This is a genomic window from Microbacterium yannicii (assembly GCF_024055635.1).
GTDB classification, from domain to species: Bacteria; Actinomycetota; Actinomycetes; order Actinomycetales; family Microbacteriaceae; genus Microbacterium; species Microbacterium yannicii.
Genome location: NZ_JAMXMB010000001.1, coordinates 48,559 through 70,565, shown reverse-complemented (window position 1 = coordinate 70,565; position 22,007 = coordinate 48,559). Strand labels below are relative to the sequence as shown.

Sequence of the window (22,007 nt, the reverse complement as noted above, 5' to 3'; positions counted from 1 at the left end):
GCCTGATCGCACACAGGAACGCCACCGAATCGACGGGATTGCTACAATGCCGCGGGCTTAGGCTCGTGACATGGCGAGCGAACCGACGACTGTGACCATCACCGGCGGCGGCGGCCAGATCGGCTATGCGCTGATGTTCCGCATCGCCGCCGGCGACATGCTGGGCCCCGACCGTCCGGTTCGGCTGCGGCTGCTGGAGATCCCGCAGGGCATGCGCGCGGCCGAGGGCGCCGCACTCGAGCTGCAGGACTGCGCCTTCCCGTTGCTGGTCGACGTCGACGTCACCGACGACGCCCTGACGGCCTTCAACGGCGCGCGCGTCGCGCTCCTCGTCGGCGCGCGGCCGCGCACGGCCGGCATGGAGCGCGGCGACCTGCTCGCCGCGAACGCCGGCATCTTCGGCCCCCAGGGCAAGGCGATCGGGGCCGTCGCCGACGAAGACGTCCGCGTCACCGTGGTCGGCAACCCGGCCAATACGAACGCCCTCATCGCCGCGGCATCCGCTGCTCCCGACGTGCCCGCCGACCGCTTCAGCGCCCTCACGCGCCTCGACCACAACCGCGCCGTCGGCCAGCTCGCCGAGGTGCTGCAGGTCGGGCCCGGCGCCATCGCCGACGTCATCGTGTGGGGGAATCACTCCGCGACGCAGTTCCCCGACGTCTCGCACGCGATCCTCGCAGACGGGATGCCGGTGCTCGAGGCGCTGGCCGACCGCCTGGGCGGCCGCGACGCGGCGACAGCGTGGCTCGACGACGTCTTCATCCCCCGGGTCGCGAAGCGCGGCGCCGAGATCATCGAGGTGCGCGGGTCGTCGTCGGTGGCGTCGGCGGCGAACGCGGCGATCGATCACGTGCGCGACGAGCAGCTCGGCTCCGGTCGGGGCGTGACGTCCGCCGCCGTCGTGTCGCGCGGCGAGTACGGCGTTCCCGAAGGGCTGGTGTGCTCCTTCCCGGTGTCCTCGCGCGGCGACGGCCACGGCTACCGCGTCATCGAGGGACTCGACCTGGACGATCGCGCACAACGCCGGCTGGCGGCATCCGTCGAGGAACTCGTCGCCGAGCGCGACGCGGTGCGCGAGCTGGGCGCGCTCTGAGGCTCGCCGCGCTTCGTCTCCCTGGCGCTCGCTCAGCGACCGGGGACACGGGGAGCGCTTCGTCTCGCTGGCGCTCGCTCAGCGATCGGGGACACGGGGCGAACGCTTGGCGACCGGGGACACGGGGCGCGCGCTCAGCGACCGGGGACACGGGGCGAACGCTTGGCGACCGGGGACACGGGGCGAACGCTTGGCGACCGGGAAACCGGCGGGGCCGCGCTTCGTCTCGCTGGCGCTCGCTCAGCGACCGGGGGCGTGGGGCGCACGCTTGGCGACCGGGGACACGGGGCGCGCTTCGTCTCGCTGGCGCTCGCTCAGCGACCGGGGACACGGGGCGCGCTTCGTCTCGCTGGCGCTCGCTCGGCGACCGGGGACACGGGGCGCTCGCTCAGTGACTGGGCGAACGGTCGTTGAGCGAGGGACGGGACGAAACGCGCTCGAGGCGGCCGCCGACCGGCGAAAGGGCCGCGCAATAGGCTCTGAGACGTGGAACTGCTGATCGTCGTCATCGTCGCGGTCGTCGTGATCGCACTCGCGGCGGCGGTCGCACCGAAGGTCGGCATCGCGGGACCGCTGATCCTGCTGCTCATCGGGGGTGCGGTGAGCCTCCTGCCGTTCGTCGAGATCGGCGAAATCAGCCCCGAATGGATCCTCGTGGGCGTCCTCCCCCCGCTGCTGTACTCGGCCGCCGTCGCGCTGCCGGCGATCGAGTTCCGCCGCGACTTCGGGCCCATCGCCGGGTTGTCGTTCCTGCTCGTCATCCTCAGCTCGATCGTGCTCGGGCTGTTCTTCGTCGCCGTGATCCCCGGCATCCATCCGGCCATCGCCGTCGCCCTCGGCGCGATCCTCAGTCCCACGGATGCCGTCGCCACCTCCATCGTGAAGCGCCTGGGTGTCTCGCGCCGCGTCGTGACGATGCTCGAGGGCGAGAGCCTGCTCAACGACGCGACGGCGCTCGTGCTGCTGCGCACGATGATCGCCTCGGTCGCCGTCGCCACGTCGGTCACGGGCGATGCCGATGTCGGAGTGGGATTCATCCCGGCCTTCGCATGGGGCGTCCTCGTGGCGGTCGTGGTCGGCGCCGTCGTCGGCATCCTCAACCTGCGCCTGCGGGCGCTCATCAAGAACTCCGCCGCCAACACGGCGGTCGGGTTCGTGGTGCCCTTCATCGCGTACATCCCGACCGAGGAGCTCGGCGGCTCGGGGCTCGTCGCGGCCGTCGTCGCCGGCATCGTGACAGGCCAGGGCGCGGCACGGTGGTTCTCCCCCGAGCAGCGCCGGTCGGACGAGCACAACTGGCGGACGATCGAACTCATGCTCGAGGGCGCGGTCTTCCTGGTGATGGGGCTCGAGCTGAACGACATCGTCACGCAGAACATCGAGAACCACAACGGCCTCGGCACCGGCCTCGCCGTGGCCGCGGGGGCGCTGGGAATCCTGCTGGCGGTGCGGGCGGCGTACGTGTCGCTTCTCGTCTGGCTGCAGAGCCGGCGCGCCCGCGGCCGTCAGCGCAGCCGTCTCGAGGCGATGTCGGAGCGTATCGACCAGATCGCGACGGGCGAGGCCGGCCCGGGCTCCACCGCCGTCCCGACAGGGCCGACAGACGCCATCGCCACCGCGAGCGCCGCCGACGACGGTCACGCCGGGCGCCGCGCGCCGCGCGGTCGCCGGCGCAAGCGCCAGGGCGTCGGCAGCGACCTCGTGGACCTCGACACCCCTCGCGGGCAGCGGCGCATCTCGGCGATGCGGGCGCGGGTGTCACGGGCGCTCAACGATCTCGACTACTACCAGGCGTCACCGCTCGGCTGGAAGCATGGCGTGATCATCGTGTGGGCCGGCATGCGGGGCGTGGTGACGCTCGCCGCCGCGCAGACGCTGCCCCGGGACGACACGAGCGACCGGGCGCTGCTCGTCTTCATCGCCTTCGCCGTCGCCGCTGGCAGCCTGATGCTGCAGGGGTTCACTCTGCCGTGGGTCGTCCGGCTGCTGCGGCTCGAGCGGCCCGGCGACGACAGTCTCGACCGGGCAGAGCAGTCGGCGCTCGACGGCGACCTGCGTGATGCCGCGGTCGCCGCCCTGACCGGTCCGGCGCTGCGCCGGCGCGACGGCTCCGCGTTCCCGGACGAACTCGTCGCCGTCGTCGGCAGTCGCATGGTCGATCCCCCCGACGAGCTCCCGACGCGCGACCTGCTCGAGCTGCGGCTGGCGATGATCGACGCGATGCGCGGGCGTCTGAACGAGCTGTCGTCGGGCGGCGGGTACAGCACGCCGGCCCTGCGGCATGCGCTCGCCGAGCTCGACGCCGATCAGCTCAGCCTCGAGCTGCGGCTGGACGACGAGGACTGACGCGGTTGCCGGCGGCGCACGTCGGCGCCGGGTGAGACAATGAGTGCCGAGCGAGGGGGCCTCACATGAGCGAGACGACGAAGACGCCGGATGCCGCGCCTGCGCACGCCGCACACACGCACGCTGCACACACGAGCAGTGCCCACGCGGACACCGCCGCCTCGAACACCGGCGCGCCGGGTTCGGTGATGGCAGAGACGTCGCCGCTGCAGCTGCCGCACCCGGCGGCGGAATGCCCGAAGTGCTTCACGGAGCTGCAGCAGAACCGCGACTGGTGGCAGGCGCAGCCTGCCGGCTCGCGCCTGGTCGGGCTCGTGATCTCTCGCGACGACATGCCCTCGGTGGTCGAGCAGCGGAACGATCTGACGCGCTTCGGCGTGCCGATCGACGGCTTCCGGCATCCGGCCCCCGAGACGCTGGAGTCGTGGGAGGAGCGCCTCGTGCGCCTGTTCGGCACCCTGAAGCGCGGCGACGTGCTCGTCGTGGCGAACGTGCACGCCCTCGGGCGCGACATCGACGAAGAGACCCGCACCGTCGCCGAGCTGCATCGCCGCGGCGTCGTCGTGAAGGTCGTCAGCCACGGCGGACGCCACCTCTACGACGCCGGGCGCTGAGTCCGCGCGGGCGCACGCGCGCAGGGCGCTCAGCCGACGCGGGCGCCCAGCCGACGTTCCCCGACTGCGCGCGGGGCCGCAGCCCACGCGGGCGCTGACCCCTGCGGCGCGCTCAGCCGACGCGGGCGGCGGCGACGATCTGCCGGATGGCGGGCAGTGAGGTCTCGTAGTCGGCCGGCGTGGCCGTGCCCGTCACCCGCACCACATCGGTCACCGGGCCGTGGTCGACGACGGTGACCGCGACGACCTGCACCACGGTGCCGACGGTATCCGTCGTGTACGCGAACTCCGACACCGCCCACGCGCGGTCTCCGAGGTCCACGCGCGCCGAGTCGACAGGTGCCACCTCGGGCAGCCGGCTCACGTACTCCTCGACCGCCGCCGACGCCTCGTCGAGCGTGTGCCCGGCGATGGTCCGCGTCACCCCGACCACGACGTTCGGCGAGAAGGCGTCGGGTCCGCGGTCGTCGATCAGCGCGAGCACGGTGCCCGCGAACGCCCGCGGCTCCCAGCCGTCCGGCGCGTCGAGCGTGACCGCCGGGAAGGCGGGGAAGGCGTCGCTGGGGAAGGATGCCTGGGACATGAGGTCCTCTCCGGAAATCAGGGTCAGTCGCGGTCGGGGTGGCGAACCGCTAGAACAAGCTCATGATGCCGTCCGCCATGTCCTTCGGGCTGAAGGAGATGGACGGCTTGATCGAGAATCCCACACCGAGCGCGAGACCGAGTTCGAGTTCGAGGTCGACCTTGTCGGTCGAGAACTCCGCGTTGACGGCGGCGTCCGCCCCGATGCCGGCCCGCACGCCCGCTTCGAGTTGGCCGCCGACCCCGAGCGCCTCGGCCTCGACGGACCCCTTGGCCTCCGCACCGGCGAACGCCCCCGCACTCACGCCGGCCTGTGCCCCGTCGGGCCCCAGCGTGAGGCCGCCGCCGATGTCGGCACGGGCGCCGGCCAGCGCCTCACCATCGACGCCCACGTGCCCCAGGTCGTTGCCCCACTCGGCCGATCCCTCCGCATACGCGCCGGCTTTGACGTAGGCCTCCCCGCCTACGCCGATGCCGACGTTGTTCTGCGTGACGTCATCGCCGAGATGCTTGCTGCGGTCGTTCGCGTCATTGCGCTGCGAATCCTCGGACTCGCCGAAGCTGTAGTCGCTGGACGCGTGGGCCTTCACACCGGCGCCGACCTCGCCCTCGGCCTTCGCGGTGCCCCCCAGCACGTCGGCCTCGGCCTCGCCACGGGCGTTGAGTCCCCAGCGCCACGTCGCGTCGCCCTCGCCCGTCTCACTGACGCCGTTCTCCCAGCCGGCGAAGTTCGGCGAGTCCTCGTCGGTCGCGGGGTCGTCGCCGCCGGCGGGCGGCGTTCCCCCCTTCCCGCCGGGTGGGAACGGAAGGCCGCCAGGCCCACCGGGGCCCCCCAGGCCGCCTGCGCCGCCGTTCACCGAGCTGGTGGTCTCCTGATCGTCCGCGTTCGTGCGCAGCGCGCGTGCGGCGTCGCGGAGACGGGATGCGGCATCCGTCAGCCGCCGGGAGTGATCGGTGTCCCACTGCGACCGGAACGTGACGGCATCCGATCCCTGCCACGGCGCCCGCGCGAGCTCCCCGCCGAGCAGCGTCGTGATCGACTCGAGCGACTGCGCGGCGCGCTCGAACTCGGATGCCGCGCCACGCAGTTGCGTGACGTCCGCCCCGTACACACCCATGTCGAACCTTCCGGCGGCCCTTCGACAAGCTCAGGGACCAGTGACGCAAACAGCTCAGGGACCAGTGACGCAAACAGCCCAGGGACCAGTGACGCAAACAGCTCAAGGACCAGTGACGCAAACAGCTCAAGGACCAGTGACGCAAACAGGTCAAGGACCAGTGACGCCAACAGCCCAGGCGCCCCGTGACGCAAACAGCCCAGGCGCCCCGTGACGCAAACAGCTCAGGGACCAGTGACGCAAACAGCTCAGGGACCAGTGACGCCAACATCAGAGGCTGGCTGCGACGACGGGGACGGTCCTGGAGGACCGCCCCCGCAGCAGGAGGGTCAGAGCGACTGGGAGGTGCTCTCCTGAGCCGACGCGTTCGCCGAAGCCTTCTGGCCGGCGTCCTGCAGAGCGGCGATGACCTTCTTCAGCGAAGCGGTGTGCTCGCCCGACCAGTCGTTGCGGAACTGATCGGCGTCCGGGCCGGTCCACTGCGTCGAGCCGAGCTTGGAGGTCAGCTGCGAGAGGATCGACTGGATCTCGCTCGCCTTGCTGTTGAGCTGCTGCGAGAGCTCGCGGACCTGCTGGACGTCAAGACCCCAAACGGCCATGGTGTTCTCCTTCGTTGAGTGCCCGGCTATCGGGCGAGTGGTTGCGGTTCAGGCACCCGAGTCCTCGGGAAGACCCGGTCGTGAAGATTCGAGAGGCCTTCGCCTCTCATGTCCCTGACGCTATCGGCGTCCGGAACGCACCGTCGATGGGGACATATCCCCATACGTCGTCCGCGTCACGACGGCGCGTCCGCGACGGCCACCTGCAGGCGTCGTGCGCGCCCCTGATGGATGGCGAAACCGCGGCCCGGCGGGAAGTCGGCGCGCTTGACCCGCCCGAGCGACAGTCCGAACAGCGCATCGCCGTCGACGTCGCTCGGCGCCAGGAGCAGGCCCTGACGGGCGGCCTTGAACGGCTGGCCCAGCTGCCACGCCTGACCCCACGTCGACGATTCCGCCTCGCCCACGACGAACGCCTCGGCACGGACAGCGGCGCGGATGAGCCGGTCCAGGGGCGACTCCGCCTCGCCCCCGCTGAACTCGGTCAGGTGCTCGACCAGGATCGCGGGGTTCACGAGCCCGCCCGATTCGATCGCATCGGCGAGCGTGACCGCGAGTGCCGCGACCGCCGACGGGTCGTGGGCGGCGTAGTCCGGCCGGGACGCCAGCCGCAGCCCGGTGCGGCGCGCCGAGAAGTGCACGATCGGCCGCTGCGGGTCGGCGCGCACGAGCGCCCGGCCGATGGTCTCCAGCGCGGTCGTGCGCCCGCTGCCGGGGGGACCGGCGAGCAGGAAGGCGCCGCTCGCGACGATGCCTGCGGGGCCGAGGTCTTCGTCGGCGAGGCCGATGACGAGATCGCCGCGGGGTGTCCGCGGGGGCAGCGGCGCGAGGTCGACCCGCTCGGGCAGTCTGCCGACAGGGGGCGCCTCGGCGACGCCCTGGCGGCGCATGGCATCGGCGAGACGCTCGAGTTCGCGCGCCTGCACCGCCATGTTGGAGCTGCCGCCGAGCACGGCGAACTGCAGCTCGTCGCCCTCGATCATGCCGCGGCCGGGCGGGGACGAGGCATCCAGCACATCCTTCGGCGCACCGAGCAGCAGATAGTCGTCCTCGGTCGCCAGGCGCAGAATGAACCGCTTCTGCACCGTCGACGAGATGGAGGTCGGGATCGAGTTGGGGCGATCGCCCGTCATCACGAAGTGCACGCCGACCTGTCGGCCGTCCACCGCGATCTGGGCGAACACCGCGAACCAGCCGGAGCTGCCCGAGGCGAACTCGTAGCGCTCGCGGAAGGCGCCCAGCCCGTCGATGAGCACGACGATGCGCGGCTCGTCTGGCCGGCCCGCCAGGCGCCGGTACTCGCCGATGGTGCCGGCGCGCAGGTCGCCGTACCGAGTGGAGCGCTCGTCGACGATGTCGCGCAGCATCCGCAGCAGACGCGTGACCCGCTCGTCGTCGTCTCCGTCCACGACCGCGCCGACGTGCGGCAGCCCCTCGAGCATGCGAAGGCCGCCGGCACCGAAGTCGAGGCCGTACACGTGCACCGGGCCTCCGCGCGGGGTGATGGCCGCCGAGACGGCGATCGAGCGCAGCGCGGTGCTCTTGCCCGAGCCGCCGGTGCCGAAGATCGCGACATTGCCGTCGCGGTCGGGCTCGTACGACGTCGTCGGCTGCGACTGCGTCTGCGGGTCGTCGAGCACGCCGAGCAGCATGCGCTCGTCGGTGCGGGGGCTCGGCAGGCGGGCCAGGTCGTACGCCGTGGCGAGCTCGTCGAGCCATGGCCGCCGGGGTGCGGGAATGGCGAGAGCGGATGCCGCAGACCGCACGGTGCGGACGATCCGGGCGATGTCGGTGGGACCGGGATCGACGGCCGCTCTGACCTCCTCGACGGGCGGCTCCCAGCGCGCGCCCACGCCGAAGTCGAGCTCGTGGATGTCGATCTGCGCGCTCGGCTTCTCGCCGGTCGTCCAGCCGCCGACGTAGCCCGTCTGGAAGGACGCGATGCGGCCCGGTCCGGTCTTGGCGGCGCCACGACCGGGGATGGACGGGTCGAAGTGGGCGGCCATCGGCGTGCCGAGGATATCGGACGAGTCCTCGGTGTCGGCCATGCGCAGTGCCACACGCAGGTTCGTGTTGGCGCGCAGGTTGTCTTTGATGACGCCCGCGGGTCGCTGCGTCGCGAGGATGAGATGCAGGCCGAGCGAGCGGCCGCGCTGCGCGACATCCACGACGCCGTCGACGAACTCGGGCACCTCGCTCACGAGCGCCGCGAACTCGTCCACGACGATGATGAGGCTCGGGGGCGTCTCGGGATCGCCGGTGCGCTCGAGCGAGACGAGGTCCTTGGCCTTCTTGCGGTTGAGCAGGTGCTCGCGGTACCGCAGCTCGGCGCGCAGCGAGGTCAGCGCGCGGCGCACGAGGTGGGGCGAGAGGTCGGTGACGAGCCCGACGGTGTGGGGCAGGTCGACGCAGTCGGCGAACGCCGAGCCGCCCTTGTAGTCGACGAAGAGGAACGTCACGCGGTCGGGACTGTGCGCAGCCGCCATCCCGAGCACCCACGACTGCAGAAACTCGGACTTGCCCGCGCCCGTCGTGCCGCCGACCAGCGCGTGCGGGCCCTGCGTGCGCAGATCGAGGTGGAAGGCGCCCGCTCCGCCGTGGCCGACGAGCGCGCGGAGGTTGCCCTCCTTCTTGCGGCGCTGCGGCGCGCGGCCGTCGCGCGGCGTGATCGAGTCGCTCTCGCGCCAGCGCTCGGCGATCACCGTGGCATCGCCGCCGATGTCGGCCGCGGCCAGGTCGATGAGTGACACCGAACGGGGAAGGTCGGATTCGTCGTCGATGGGGCTTCCGGCATCCACCGTCGGCGACAGCACGCGCGCCCACGCGGTCGCCGAGCCGTCGTCGAGCAGCTCGACCCGCACCGGCGTCGACGACAGGCCGCGGCGGACGATGCCCGCCGCCGTGCCCTCGGCGACGCCGTCGACCACGAGGAACGTGCGGCAGGCGGCCGGCAGCGCGAGCGGCGACGGCGCCACCCACAGGATGTGGACGGCGACGTCCGGCCCGCGCTCGGCGAGGCGGGTCAGGCGCGCGCGGTCGACCGTGGCGTCGTCCTCGACGATGACCAGGACCGCGGGGATCCGCGACGGGGCGGCCTCCGGCGCCGCGCCGGACTCGATCGGGCCGCGGGGCGGGTGGGCATCCTTCTCGCCGGCGCGGGCCTCGACGAGACCCTCCAGCCGGGAGAGGAGGGATGCCGCGGTGCCGGGGTTCGCCGCGAGATGCGCGCCGTCGAGCGGGGTGTGGGGCGAGCTGGTGTGGGGCAGCCACTCGAGCCACGACCACGCGGGCCGGGTCGCCGGCGAGGTGAACGCGGTGACGACGAGCTCGGCCGGCGAGTGGGTCGCGACCAGCTGCATCGCGAAGGCGCGCGCCGCGGCATCCGCCTGTCCGCGTAAGCCGGCGATGCCGACGTTGCCCGCCTCGCGGAGGTCGGCGACCACCGGCACGTCGTCGATCGTGGCGAAGCGCTCGCGCACCTCGTGAAGGCGCTCGAGGTATTCGGGCTCGGTGTCGTCGGTGGCGCCGATCTCGACACCGGCGCGGGACGGAAGGGTGCCGGTGCCGAGCCGCGCGGTGAGGAAGGCCGGATGCTCGGGCCGGTGCGTCCAGGTGAGGTCGCCCCACGACGACAGGGCCGACAGCGCCTCGGCGAGCGCGGGAACCTCGGCGCAGCGCACGGCGCGCTCCTCGACCTGCTCGCGCTGCATGAGCGTGTCGAACTGCTCCATCGCGCCCTCGAACCGTGCGACGGCCTTCTTGTGCTCGGCCTTCGCGGCGAGCTTGTTGTCGACCCAGGCCGCGATCATGATGAGCGGGCTCAGTGCGATGAAGACGACCGACAGCACCGACTGGGTGAAGTAGAAGAGGATCGCGCCCATGAACAGGGGTGCGATCAGCGCGATGACAGGGAGCCGCTGGGCGGCGATCGCCCGCGGCGGCTTGGGCGCCGCAAAGTCGGGCTTTTCGTAGCGCGGCACCACCCGCGGCGAGCGCACGATCTCGACCGTCGAGGTGGCGGCGTGCACGGTCCCCGGCCGTGTCAGCGGGATGACCGAGACCTCGGTCGACCCCAGCAGCACGACGTCGTCGGGCCCGAGACCGGTGCGCGCGATCTGCTGGCCGCCCATCACCAGGCCGTTCGCCGAGCCGAGGTCGATGATCTCGATGCCGGCGTCGACGTTGATGCGGGCGTGGCGCTTCGACACCAGGGCGTCGTCGATGACGATGTCGGCGCCGCGGTCGCGGCCGACGACGTTCGAGCCGGCCCGCAGCGGCAGCTCGCTGCCCGCGCGAGGCCCGTTGAGGATGCGCAGCACGGCCGCCGGCGCGTCGTCGCCGACGTAGGCGGGCGCCGCGACGATCTGCACGGTCTGCCCGGAACGGATGCCGGACTCGGCGACCGCCCGTTCCGGATCGACGATGCGCGGCCCAGCCGCTCCCGCCGCTGCGAGCGTCACGGCGCCCGGATCGGCGATCTCGTTCGCGGGGTCAGCGAGCACGAGCGTGCGCGCGAGGTCGCCGACGGTCGACGTGCCGTCGGCCGTGACCTCGAGATCCACCGGCGTCCCGGGCCGGTGGAGCGTGAATTTGAGCTTCACGCATCATCCTCTCGATGCCCATCGTCCCCGTTGAGCAGGCTGTCGTGCTCGGCATCGAGGAGGGGAAGGTCGTCGCGGGTCACCAGGCGGGCAGCCAGTGCGTGCTCGACGAGGCGCACTCGCCGGTTGGTGGCGTAGGAGCGCACACCGCCCCGCATGCCGGGCACGCCGATGCGGTCGAGCTTGTCGCAGACGTTGTCGAGCTTGCGGTTGAACCGGGTGAGGGTCCAGCCGAGGCGCTCGGCGGCCTGCGCCGACGTCGGCAGCTCGCTCATGCCCGTTCCCTCCCGGCGCAGCACCGGCTCGGCGAGCGCGAGGATCATCACGCGCTGGCTGTGCGTGAGCGGCACCTCGCCGATCGTGGAGAGTCCGTCGTCGTCGGCCGGCCGCTGGGTGTCGTGGAACGTCGGCTCGGCCGCGTGGATCGTGAGCTCGTAGGTGGTCGGACCCGCGCTGAAGATGACGGAGGTCGAGGCGAAGACGAGCGGCAGCCGCGCACCGGGTGCGAGCCAGGCCTGCACGCGACCGCCCGAGTCGGTGACGGTCGCCGAGAGCCGCGATCCGACGTTCGAGAGCAGCCACATGCCCTCGACGTGCTGGATCGTGAGGAAGGTGCGGTGCAGGAACAGGTTGTCGTCGATCGCGAGGTCACCCTCTCGGCCCACCGTGAACACCGTCTCGGGCGCGACCGAGAACTCCTCGCCGGCGAACTCGACCGTGAGCGCGTCGGCTGCGGCGGCGGTCACGGGGTGCACCCGCGGGTCTTGTCGGGATTCTGCTGCGAGGTGCCGTTCGCCCGCACCAGTGTGACGTCGATGCAGGTGACTCCCGACTCCGCGGCGGGCACGACGATCTCAGCAACGTCGATCGGCTCGGGTTCGGTCACGCTGCCGGCGAGCGTCACGGTCTCGACGATGTAGAAGTCGCCGTCCTGCGGGTCGGGGTTCGTCCACGTGAACTTCACACCACCCTCGGCCGCAGTTCCGACGACGTCCTCCACCGGGGCCACGACCGCCGAGATGGGGTCCTGCGGCTTCGACGGCGTCGACGGCGCGGGCTGCTGGCCCGTCGTGCCCGAGAGGATCCCCGGCAGCGACACCCCCACGATGACCGCGACGATGACGAAGGCGGCGGCGCCCAGCCCGATCCACAGTCCGGTGCGGCGACGGCGCGGGGTTCCGGTGGGGTCCTCGGCTCCGGAGGACCCGGGGACAGTCTGCGCTTCGGGCTCCGCGAATGCCGGCGAAGAAGACCGCACGATCGTCTCGTCGAGCGACACGGGCAGACCGACGTGGTCACGCCGCATCGTCTGCTCGTACGCCGGCGCCGGGGCGGCGGGCGTCGGCCGGGCGACGGTCTGTGTCTCGACGGGCTCGAAGTGGGGTGCGTTGGCGGTGCTCGGCGCCGTCTTCGCCGACGGCCGCGTCATGCCCGCGGCGGGCGTCGTCTCGGGGTTGATGCTGACGACGCCGCGCACGCGCGTGAGGCCGTCGTCCTCGTCCTCCTCGATGTCTTCGGGGATCTGATCGTCGAGGATGTCGATCGGGGTCACCGAGTGCGACAGCTCGATCTGCACCGTCTGCAGCGCCCGCGCGAACGCGAGCGCACTCTCGTAGCGGTCGGCGGGCGCCTTCGCCATCGCCCGCTCGAGCGCGCGCTGGAGGGAGGCGGGCACGTCGGCCCGACCGAGGGTCGGCAGCGGCAGCGTCTCGATGCGGTGGATGAGCTCGGCCGCGCCGTTGCGCTGGCCCGGCAGCTCGAACGGCGAGTGCCCTGCCAGCAGCGTGTAGACCGTCGCCCCCAGCGCGTAGACATCGGAGCGCGGGTCGCTGCGGGGGACATCGGCGAACGACTCGGGCGGTGACCACGGGATCGACAGGCCCGCCGACTCGGCGGCGGCGTTCGTGGTGGACGCGATGCCGAAGTCGGTGAGCGCCGGTCGGTTGTACTCGGTGACCAGGATGTTCGCCGGCTTGATGTCGCGATGCAGCACGCCTGCGCGGTGCGCCGTCTCGACGGCGGCGGCGACCTGCACGCCGACCCGCAGCGACTCGGCGATCGAGAACGGCTCGCGGCGGTAGCGCACCTGCAGGTTCGGCCGCGGGCAGTACTCCATCACGAGGTACGGCCGGCCGTCGTTCGCGACGCCCGCCTGGTAGATCGTGACGATCGCCGGGTGCGTCGACAGCATGGCCATCACGTTGGCCTCGGCGGTGAACTCTTCGACCGACCCGCTCGAGATGCGGTCGGTGAGCAGCACCTTGACCGCCACGCGACGCTTGGGCAGCTGCTGCTCGTAGAGGTACACATCGGCGAAGCCGCCTGAGCCGAGCAGCTCGATGTAGGTGAAGCCGGTGAGATCCGGCGGCGCCATGGGCGCCCGCTTCGCGCTCACGTCAGGGCCTCGATCGCGACGGTGATGCCGTCACCGAGGTCGAGCACGTCGCCCGGGACGACGACGGTGCCCTCGCCGGGGTGCAGCCGCACCGGGTCGGCGCCCGAACGAAGCAGGGTCGTGCCGTTCGTGGTGCGCAGATCGGTGGCGACGATGCTCTCACCCTCGACCCGCAGCTCGACATGACTGCGCGAGATGTCCTGTTCCGGGCTGTCGACGGCCACGAGGTGCGGCAGGTCCGTGCCGCTGACGCGGGTCGACCGGGGCCGCCGCCCGATGACCACCGTGCGATCGAGCGGCAGCACCTGCCCCGTCGACACGCGGATGCGGCCGGGCGCGGGCGGGCGTGGCGGTGCGAGCGGCGGCGCGATCCCCTCGGCCGGCAGCTCGGCGCTTCCTGCGGCGCCCGCACCCCCGTTCGCGGCATCCCGCAGCGCCCGTGCCTGAGCGAGGGAGATCGTCGCGCCGTCGTGATCGCCGGCGGGCGGCGCCGCACCGTCGGAGGGAGCGGAAGCGTCCCCGTCGTCCTCGCCCTCGGGGCGGACTGCCGCGTCTTCGACGGAGCGGATCACCGTGGCGCCCCACAGGTGGTCGTAGCCCGTCGTCGAGGCGACCTCCTCCTCGCCGCGTGCGCCGGCGGGCGCAGCGGTGGCGGTCCCTGCGCCGGCCGCGCCGGCGGCATGCGGCGAAAGAGCCGAGTCGAGCGGCAGGAGCGTCTCGGCGTCAGCCACCGACGCGACGGCGCTCGAGTCGATGAGGCCGGCGACGGGCGCGGCGCCGTCGGACACGGGCGCGGCGGGACCGTCGGACGCGACGCGCGAGGACCACGGTCCGCGCACCGGCGGCTCGCCGGCGGTCTCCGGACCGGCCGATGCCGGCACCGCTGCCGTCGCCGGCGCGGGGTTCTCCGGACCGGGTGCGGGCTCTGCCGCCCGTTCGGAATCGGCGATCCCCGACTCGGGCGCGGATGCCGGATCCGGCAGGGACGCGGGGGCCGTCGCAGGGACGGAGGTCGGCCCGGTCGGCGCATCATCACGCCGGCGGCGCACCGAGGGGGCCGCGTCAGGCGCCGGCGACCCGGCATCCCCGGGCGCGGACGAGGCGGCCGAGACAGCGGCGGCACCCCAGACCAGACCCGCGACCAGAACGATGCCGTCGACGATCTCCAGCTCGGCGGGCGCCGAGGCCAGGTCATCGGCGGTGGTCAGGGCGACGCGTGTGACACCCGGGATGACGCGCTCGGTCCAGGTGGTGACACCCGCGCCCGACACGCGCTCGGGGGTCGTGGCGTTGATGTCGAACGCGAAATCCCCTCGCACCGCGACGCGGACGCCGTCAGCCTCTTCGAGGGCGACCGCGAAAGCGGGGATGGCGGTGAGCGATGCGCCGTAAGCGCCGGTCAGCGCCTCGATGACGCCGCCGAGGCCGCGTCCATCGGCGAGCAGCGCCCGGATCCGGGCGAGGAGCGCAGCGGATGCCCCGGCCTCGAGCACCGCGAATCCGCGCGGCGTGACGGCGACCGGCGTCTTCCCCGGCGCGTACAGCGTGGACATCAGAATCCTCCCGTGGCCACCGCGCGCGGCAGTGTGTCGCCGTCGATGTCGGCGGTGTAGTCGGCGGGGGCACTCACCGGCACCGTATCGCGTTCGTATGCACGGCTGGTCTTGGAGCGCACCGCGAGCGCGTCGACGACGAGCGCCGTGATGTTGTCGCGGCCGCCGCGCACCATGGCCTCGTGCACCAACCGCGTGGCGGCAGCCTGCGGGTCGGCCTCGGCGAGGAGGATCCCGTGGATCTCTTCCTGGTCGAGCTCGCCCGACAGCCCGTCGGAGCAGACCAGGATGCGGTCGCGGTCCTCGGCCGGGATGAGCCAGTAGTCGGGCTCCGCGTCGCTTCCCGCGCCGATGGCCCGGGTGATCACGTTGCGCCGCGAGTCGCGCTGGGCGTCGTCGGCGGCGAGCTGCCCGCTGTCGACGAGCTCCTGCACCACCGAGTGGTCCACGCTCACCTGCTCGAAGCTGCCCTCGCTCAGGCGGTAGGTGCGCGAGTCGCCCAGATTGATGGCGAGCCAGTAGCCCTCGCCGTCCACGTCGGCGATCACGACACCGGTGAGCGTGGTTCCGGCTCCGGCGCCGGCGCCGGCCGGCAGGCCCGCGACGCGCAGCCGTGCGGAGGCGACGGCCGCCTGCACGTCGTCGATGGCGAGGCTCTCGCGTCCCGCGAGGGTCGAGAACTCCGCGATGACGGCCGCGCTGGCGATCTCACCGGCGTTGTGGCCGCCCATGCCGTCCGCCACCAGGAAGAGCGGCGGCGCGGCGACGTACGAGTCCTCGTTGATGCGGCGGCGCAGGCCCGCATCCGTTGCGGCGCCGAACGCGACAGTGATGGGCGCGAGCGGTCCGGTGGTCACGGTGTGCCCACCGTCACCCGGCGGTCGCCGAACTCGAGGCCGTCGCCGGGGCGCAGATTCGTGCGGACGCCGGGGACGAGGGGGATGCGGCCGCCGTCGCGCACGAGCGTCGTGCCGTTCGTCGAGTGCCGGTCGAGGATCCACGCACCGGTGACATCCCCGCCGATCTCGAAGTGGGTCTTCGACAGCGACAGCGTCTCATCGCGCACGGCGATCGCGACGGCACCCTCTTCACTGGCCGGGTTGCGGCCGTACAGCGTGCGGCCGTACACGGCCATACGGGCGCCGTCGTCCCAGGTGAGGACCGCGATGACCGGTGCGCCCTCGTACAGCGCGGCGCGCTGGGCCGGCGGGGGCACCACCATGCGCGTGGAGTCGAGGTCCTCGTCGGGCTCGGCCGCGGCGGAAACGCCCGACGGCGCGGCCGCGGCGGTGCTGAAGGCGGCGGTGCTGAACGGCGCGGTGGCGAACGGTGCGGCCGCCGCTGCACCCGGCGCGGTCGCCGGAACCATCGCCGGCGGTGCCACCGGTGGTGCCGCGGCGCCGACCGTGGCACCGCTCAGCGCCGCGGCGCCCAGCGGCTCTGTGGTCGTCGCCGCAGGGAAAGGCATGGTCACGCTCGGGAAGGCGTCGTCCGACTGCGGCGAGCGCACGACGGGCGACGACTGCGGGTCCTGGGTGAGCCACGGCACGCCGGCGATCACGCCCGTCCCGACCGGCGCCACCGGGCGCGTGACGGGAGCCGCGGCGTACGCGGTCGACGCGAGGCCCACGGGTGCCGGCATGAAGCCCGGCGAGGGCAGCGGTGCGGTGGGCTGGAGCGGAGGTGCCGGCGGCAGCGACGCTGCCCCGGTGGGCGGCGGAAGGTAGGGGTTCGCGGTCGCCGAGGGCGCCGCGGCGGGCTGAGCGGCCGGTGCCTTCCGCATGTCGACGACGACCGCTTTCGACGCCATGTCGTGCCAGCCCTGCCGGCGGGGGCTCGCGTCGAACAGCGGCGAGAAGTAGCCGACGATGATCGAGCCGGCGAGGCCGAACACGATGTTGCGCCACAGTGCCCGCCAGAAGCCGATCGGCACCGCTCCGGATGCCTCGGAGAACGCCGCCGCATCCTGCAGACGCAGCCCGAGAAGGCGCTGCCCGATCGAGCCGCGACCGCCCTGCATCGCTGAGTACACCAGCCACCACACGAACAGCAGCAGGCCGATCCCGACGTAGCTGAACAGGATCATCAGCGCCAGGCCGTCGCGTTCCCATCCGGCACCGACGCCGAAGATGATCCCGGCGACGATGCCCACCAGCACGGCGCCGATGGCGTACACGACGCCGATGTCGATCGCGAACGCCCCCACACGGCGTCCGATGGTCGCCGCGGGGGCGGCGCCGGGCGGGCTCACGGTCATTCGTTCTCCTGTGCGGGGTCGGTCGAGGGCTCGACCGCGCCGGCGGCCTTCGCGCGGCGCAAGGAGCGCGTGCGGCTCGTCTTGCGTGCGGGATCGCTCGACGCGGGGTTGGTGGACGCGGCGTCGGTCGAGCCGCCATCGGTCGGGGCGCCGTCGGTCGACGCGGCGTCCTGGTTCGCATGCGCAGGCTTGCCGGACGTGCGGGCCGAAGTGACGGTGCGCGCCGGCAGGGCGAAGCGGGTGTCCTCGAGGAGGGTGCGGATGCTGAGGCGTGCGCCGAGTCGCTGCCACACCGTACGTCCCTTGGCCATGCCGCCGACGATCTCATCGACCTGCGTCCAGAACGCGTCGATGTCGTCGGGGGTCGGCTCGGTCGGCCCGAACACCTCGAGATCGGCGCGCGAGGCGAGGGTCGTCACGCGCGGCTCGGCGAACGCGGTCGTCAGCACGCCGGCGTCCTCCTGGCGCGTCGCCCCCGGACGCACCGGGGCGCCGAAGTCCGAAGCGCGGTCGACGAGCTCGTCCCAGCCGCCGCTGATGCGGTCCGGAGCCCGGTCCGCCTCGCGGCGCTTGCGGCGACGCGTCGCCTTCAGCGCGCCGATCACGATGAACGGGGCGAGGAGCACGGCGATCAGCCCCAGCGCGCCGACGCCGATCGACACGATCGTCCACAGCAGCCCGGCATCGAAGCCGTCCTCGTCCTCCGCGCCGCGGTCGTCGGCGACGGTCGGCGGCAGATCGACCTGCTCCGCCGGAGGGGGCGGCGGCTGCAGCACCTGCGGCTTCGGGTCGGCCTTCGGCTTCGTGGTCTGGTCGCTCGGCACCTGGTCGTCGGGCGGTGTCGGATCGAACGGCACCCAGCCGGCACCGTCGAACCCGACCTCCACCCAGGCATGGAGCGTGTCGCCGGTGGCGGTGAAGACGGGCTGGCCCGCGGCATCCTCGTCGGGATAGAAGCCCATCACGACGCGCGCCGGGATGCCGACCTGCGACGCGAGCAGGGCCATCGCTGTGGCGTACTGCTCGTCGTCGCCCACCATCTGCTGCGAGCCGAGCAGCGTGGCGATGCGCTCGGCGCCATGACCGGCGCGCGAGAGCGGCTGACCCGCGAGACCGTGGCTGAAGTAGCCGCCCTCCGAGAGCATCTGCTGCAGGGCGCGCACCTGCTCGATGGGGGTGGTCGCTTCGGCGACGGTCTTCGAGGCGATATCGGCCAGGCTCTCGGGCACGCCCTCCTGCTTCGGCATCTTCAGGCGCGAGAACGCCTGGTCGGCGAGCTGCTCATCGCTCGGCACATCGGGGATCACGGCGTCGAGGACGTACTCGTCGCCCTTCTTCAGCCCCATCGTGACCACGCCCGTTTCGGTCGCCTCGTTGTAGTGCGTGGTGCGCCGCAGGTCGTCGGCGCGGTCTCCGTCGTACGTCACGCTGCGGACGGCGCCGGCATCCGGCATCCATACCCCCTGCAGCGCGCCGATCTCGACGTGCACGGAGGTCTCGGTGCCCTCGGCGTCGGCGGACATGTTGGTGCGGGCCGGTGCGAACGCGCTGGACGAACGGCTGCCGTCGTCCGAGACGTTGTAGACGGTGCCGTTGTAGGCGTCCATCGTCGCCAGGCGGACGCGGGCGCCCTCGGGCAGCCCGCTGACCGTGAAGAGCGCGTCGTCGGGGTGGTCGCGCACGTAGGCGCGGAACGACTGGAGGGGGCTCGCGAACTCACGGATGTCGAACGGCGGGATGACCACGTCGCGGAGGACGTAGCGCGGCGAGGTCGGCGCCGCGAACCCGCTGGTCGTGATGCCGACGACGGCGGCGATCGCCACCACCGCAGCGCCCATCAGCACCCTCCGTACGCCAGCACCGGAGCTCGCGGAGCCCTCGCCGACCGAGATCGCGGCCGCCTGAGGCTGCCAGGCCTGCCGGAGCGCCAGCCACACGACTGCGACGAGGCCGAACACGATGCCCTGGATCACCGGCACGAACGGGTCGGACGTGCCCAGCGCGATCGCGACGACCAGGAAGGCCGCCGCCGGGATCAGCGCCCACGCCGCGTTGCGCAGCCGCAGGGCGAGCGACGTCGCGAGCACCCCCGCGACGAGCGTCAGGAGGAACGGCACGATGAGGTGGCCGTCGTCGGTGGCGACCGGTGCGATGGTCGTGAGCAGCTGCTTCCACGACATGACGGTGCCGAGAGCGAGCAGCCGCAGCGTCTCGAGCGTCGGCACGACGCCGGCGACGGTGGTGTTCGGCAGGGCGAGCGCGCCGCCGAACAGGAAGTAGGCGAGCAACGTGGTGCCGGTGAGGGCGAGGATGCCCCAGCGCAGCAGGGCACCCACGACGCCCAGGGCCATGCCGACCACCAGCGCGCCGAGCGCGGCCACGAGGTAGCGGGCTCCGTCGAAGGTGGGCGAGAAGCCGACGATCGGAACGAGCAGCAGGAGCGCCACGGCGACGAGGTCGAGGATCCAACGGCGGGCCGGAAGCGACACGCCGGCAGCGCGGGGCGTGCGGGCACGGGACGTCGGTGCGCTCGAACCTGCGCCGCCCGGTGCGGCGGCCTCGGCGCGCGACAGCGGGGTCACCGGGGCGGTCATGCGAGCACCTTCCGCAGGGCGTTGGGCAGCTGATCGAGCGCGCCGAGCGTCACGACATCCGCCTCGCCGATGCGACGCAGCGAGGGCGTCTCACCCGGCGATGCGACCACGGCGAGGACGCGCGCGCCGTACGGCAGGCGACTGCAGGCGGTGCGCAGATCGTTGGCGTCCACCTTGCTGCCGCACACCAGCACGACGACGCTGGCGAGGGGAAGCGTGGCGGCGACGACGCCGGCAAGCTCGACGACGGTTCCCGCGCGGGGCTTGGACGGGCCGAGCGCGGCGAGCGAGTCGAGGAACTGCTTGCCCGTGCCGGACGGCAGCGCGCGCTCCTGCACCCGGATCTCGACGCGGTGCGAGTCGCGCAGCGCGCGCAGGCCGAGGGAGCCGGCGGCCGAGATCGCGAGCTCGAACTCCTCATCGTCGCGGTAGTCGGCGGGGCTCGTCGACAGGCCGATCACGAAGTGCGAGCGGCGCGTCTCCTCGTACTGCCGCACCATCATGTGGCCGGTGCGCGCCGTCGACTTCCAGTGCACGTGGCGGAGGTCATCGCCCGGCTGGTACTCGCGCAGGGCGTGGAACGACACGTCGTCCGGCGACAGGTCGGCGGCGGGGAGACCCTCGAGGTCGCGGAGGAACCCCAGCGACTGGCCGTCGAACAGCACGGTGCGCGGATGCACGAACAGGTCGACCGGCTCGTCGCGGCGGTGCACCCGCTCGAACAGGCCGAGCGGATCGCCGCGGACCACGCTGACCGGGCCGACCTTGACGACGGCGCGGCGGGTGGTGGGGATCGCGAAGAGCTCCTCGGCGGATTCGCCCGCCGCGAGCCGGTTCACGTCGAAGACGCCGCGCCCGGCGCCCACGGGCAGCAGCACGCGCGACGGCAGGATCGCGCGCTGACCGGTGTTGGCGAGGGTCAGGGCGCCGACGGCGCGCTCCCCCACGACGACGCGGGTCCGGTTGAGGTCGAGCGACACCTCGTACGCCGTGCGCCCGATGAGGAAGAGCAGGCACAGCACGAGCACGACGGCGATCGAGACCGCAGCGACAGTGAGCTCCCACCAGCCGAGAGAGCGGCCGGCGATCCACAGTGCGATGGCACCGGCGATGAGCACCCAGGCGACGGGGCGCACGACCCCGAACACGCCGCCGAGCCATGCGCCGGCGCGCCGCAGCGCGGCCAGCATGAGCCGGCCGTACCAGGCGCGGCGGTCCTCCGCCGCCGTCGCCTGCCCGAGTGCCTCCGTCGCCATCAGGCCGCCGACCTCGCCTGCGGCGCGGCGACCGAGTCGAGGACGCGCGCGATGACTGTCTCGGCCGAGGTGCCGGCGAACTCGGCCTCGGGGTCGAGCACGAGACGGTGGGTCCACACCGGGGCGACGAGCGCCTTGATGTCGTCCGGCAGCACGAAGTGGCGGCCCTGCGCGGCGGCGTAGACCTTCGCGATGCGGATCATGGCGAGCGAACCGCGCACCGACACGCCGACGCGCGTCGCGGAATCGTTGCGGGTGGCCTCGGAGAGCTGGGCGGTGTAGCGCAGCACGGCGGGGTCGACGTGCACCGTGCCCGCGAGGTCGGCCATGTCGGCGACCGCACCCGTCGTGATGATCGCGGAGAGGTGCGCCGACGGGTTGCGGTCGGCCGCGCCCGCGAGGATGCGCTCAGCCACCGCCAGATCGGGGTAGCCGATCGAGGTCTTGACCAGGAAGCGGTCGAGCTGCGCTTCGGGCAGCTTGTAGGTGCCCGCCTGCTCGATCGGGTTCTGCGTCGCGATCACGAGGAACGGCCGGCCCACGTCGTGCGTGACGCCGTCGACGGTGATCCGTGACTCCTCCATCACCTCGAGGAGCGCCGACTGCGTCTTGGGCGACGCGCGGTTGATCTCGTCCGCCAGCACGATCGAGGCGAACACCGGGCCGCGGTGGAACTCGAACCGGTGCTGCGCCTGGTCGTAGATCGTGACGCCGGTCACGTCGGACGGCAGCAGGTCGGGCGTGAACTGGATGCGGCTGCTGGTGCCCTGCACCGTCGCCGCGAGCGCCTTGGCGAGGCTCGTCTTGCCCGTGCCCGGAGCATCCTCCAGCAGCACGTGCCCCTCCGCGAGCATCGCCGACAGCACCAGCGCCACGACCTCGCGCTTTCCCATGAGCGCCTGGTCGACGTTGTCGACCAGGCGGGCGAAGGTGCCCTGGAACCAGGCAGCCTGTTCGGGGGTCATCGTCATCGTGATTCGTTCCTTTTCATGAGTCGTC

Annotated in this window: 15 protein-coding genes; 3 read left to right on the top strand and 12 right to left on the bottom strand. The window is 72.6% G+C overall.

The genetic code is table 11. The annotated features are described in order from the left end of the window. Window positions 1–70: 70 nt before the first annotated feature. The 3 genes from NCG93_RS00210 (at window position 71) to NCG93_RS00200 (ending at window position 4,053) form a co-directional block, all read left to right on the top strand. Window positions 71–1,093 (top strand): malate dehydrogenase, encoded by a 1,023-nt coding sequence (locus tag NCG93_RS00210; RefSeq protein ID WP_194411990.1) that lies wholly within the window; start codon window positions 71–73, stop codon window positions 1,091–1,093. 486 nt (window positions 1,094–1,579) lie between these two features. After that, complete coding sequence (locus NCG93_RS00205; protein ID WP_194411991.1) at window positions 1,580–3,439, top strand: cation:proton antiporter; 1,860 nt, start codon at window positions 1,580–1,582, stop codon at window positions 3,437–3,439. Between the two features lie 188 nt (window positions 3,440–3,627). Then, entirely contained in the window at window positions 3,628–4,053 is a 426-nt protein-coding gene (locus NCG93_RS00200) for a recombinase family protein (RefSeq protein WP_194413669.1), read from the top strand. Between the two features lie 112 nt (window positions 4,054–4,165). Here NCG93_RS00200 and NCG93_RS00195 read toward each other — a convergent pair whose 3' ends face one another. The 12 genes from NCG93_RS00195 to NCG93_RS00140 form a co-directional block, all read right to left on the bottom strand. Continuing rightward, window positions 4,166–4,636: a hypothetical protein gene (locus NCG93_RS00195; protein WP_194411992.1), complete on the bottom strand. Its 471-nt coding sequence runs from the start codon at window positions 4,634–4,636 to the stop codon at window positions 4,166–4,168. Window positions 4,637–4,685: 49 nt separating this feature from the next. Then, a complete protein-coding gene (locus tag NCG93_RS00190) occupies window positions 4,686–5,753 on the bottom strand; it encodes a WXG100 family type VII secretion target (protein WP_194411993.1) in 1,068 nt (355 codons plus the stop codon). 329 nt (window positions 5,754–6,082) lie between these two features. Further along, window positions 6,083–6,352: a WXG100 family type VII secretion target gene (locus tag NCG93_RS00185; protein ID WP_194411994.1), complete on the bottom strand. Its 270-nt coding sequence runs from the start codon at window positions 6,350–6,352 to the stop codon at window positions 6,083–6,085. 176 nt (window positions 6,353–6,528) lie between these two features. Next, window positions 6,529–10,953, bottom strand: coding sequence for a type VII secretion EssC family protein (locus tag NCG93_RS00180; RefSeq protein WP_194411995.1), 4,425 nt, complete (start codon window positions 10,951–10,953; stop codon window positions 6,529–6,531). Next, the gene (locus NCG93_RS00175) at window positions 10,950–11,708 is read right to left on the bottom strand and encodes a hypothetical protein (protein ID WP_194411996.1); all 759 of its coding nucleotides are present in this window, start codon (window positions 11,706–11,708) and stop codon (window positions 10,950–10,952) included. The genes NCG93_RS00180 and NCG93_RS00175 overlap by 4 nt, the downstream gene beginning before the upstream one ends. After that, a complete protein-coding gene (locus tag NCG93_RS00170; RefSeq protein WP_194411997.1) occupies window positions 11,696–13,348 on the bottom strand; it encodes a serine/threonine-protein kinase in 1,653 nt (550 codons plus the stop codon). The genes NCG93_RS00175 and NCG93_RS00170 overlap by 13 nt, the downstream gene beginning before the upstream one ends. Beyond that, window positions 13,345–14,901, bottom strand: a complete 1,557-nt coding sequence (locus NCG93_RS00165; RefSeq protein WP_194411998.1) for an FHA domain-containing protein — start codon at window positions 14,899–14,901, stop codon at window positions 13,345–13,347. Before NCG93_RS00165 ends, NCG93_RS00170 begins: the two co-directional genes overlap by 4 nt. Next, entirely contained in the window at window positions 14,901–15,758 is an 858-nt protein-coding gene (locus NCG93_RS00160; RefSeq protein ID WP_194411999.1) for a PP2C family protein-serine/threonine phosphatase, read from the bottom strand. The genes NCG93_RS00165 and NCG93_RS00160 overlap by 1 nt, the downstream gene beginning before the upstream one ends. Further along, on the bottom strand, window positions 15,755–17,158 hold the full coding sequence (locus NCG93_RS00155) for an RDD family protein (protein WP_194412000.1): 1,404 nt from the start codon (window positions 17,156–17,158) through the stop codon (window positions 15,755–15,757). The genes NCG93_RS00160 and NCG93_RS00155 overlap by 4 nt, the downstream gene beginning before the upstream one ends. Then, window positions 17,155–19,752, bottom strand: a complete 2,598-nt coding sequence (locus tag NCG93_RS00150; RefSeq protein ID WP_194412001.1) for a transglutaminase-like domain-containing protein — start codon at window positions 19,750–19,752, stop codon at window positions 17,155–17,157. Before NCG93_RS00150 ends, NCG93_RS00155 begins: the two co-directional genes overlap by 4 nt. After that, window positions 19,749–21,008, bottom strand: coding sequence for a DUF58 domain-containing protein (locus NCG93_RS00145; RefSeq protein ID WP_194412002.1), 1,260 nt, complete (start codon window positions 21,006–21,008; stop codon window positions 19,749–19,751). Before NCG93_RS00145 ends, NCG93_RS00150 begins: the two co-directional genes overlap by 4 nt. Continuing rightward, window positions 21,008–21,979 (bottom strand): AAA family ATPase, encoded by a 972-nt coding sequence (locus NCG93_RS00140; protein ID WP_194412003.1) that lies wholly within the window; start codon window positions 21,977–21,979, stop codon window positions 21,008–21,010. Before NCG93_RS00140 ends, NCG93_RS00145 begins: the two co-directional genes overlap by 1 nt. Window positions 21,980–22,007: the final 28 nt, after the last annotated feature.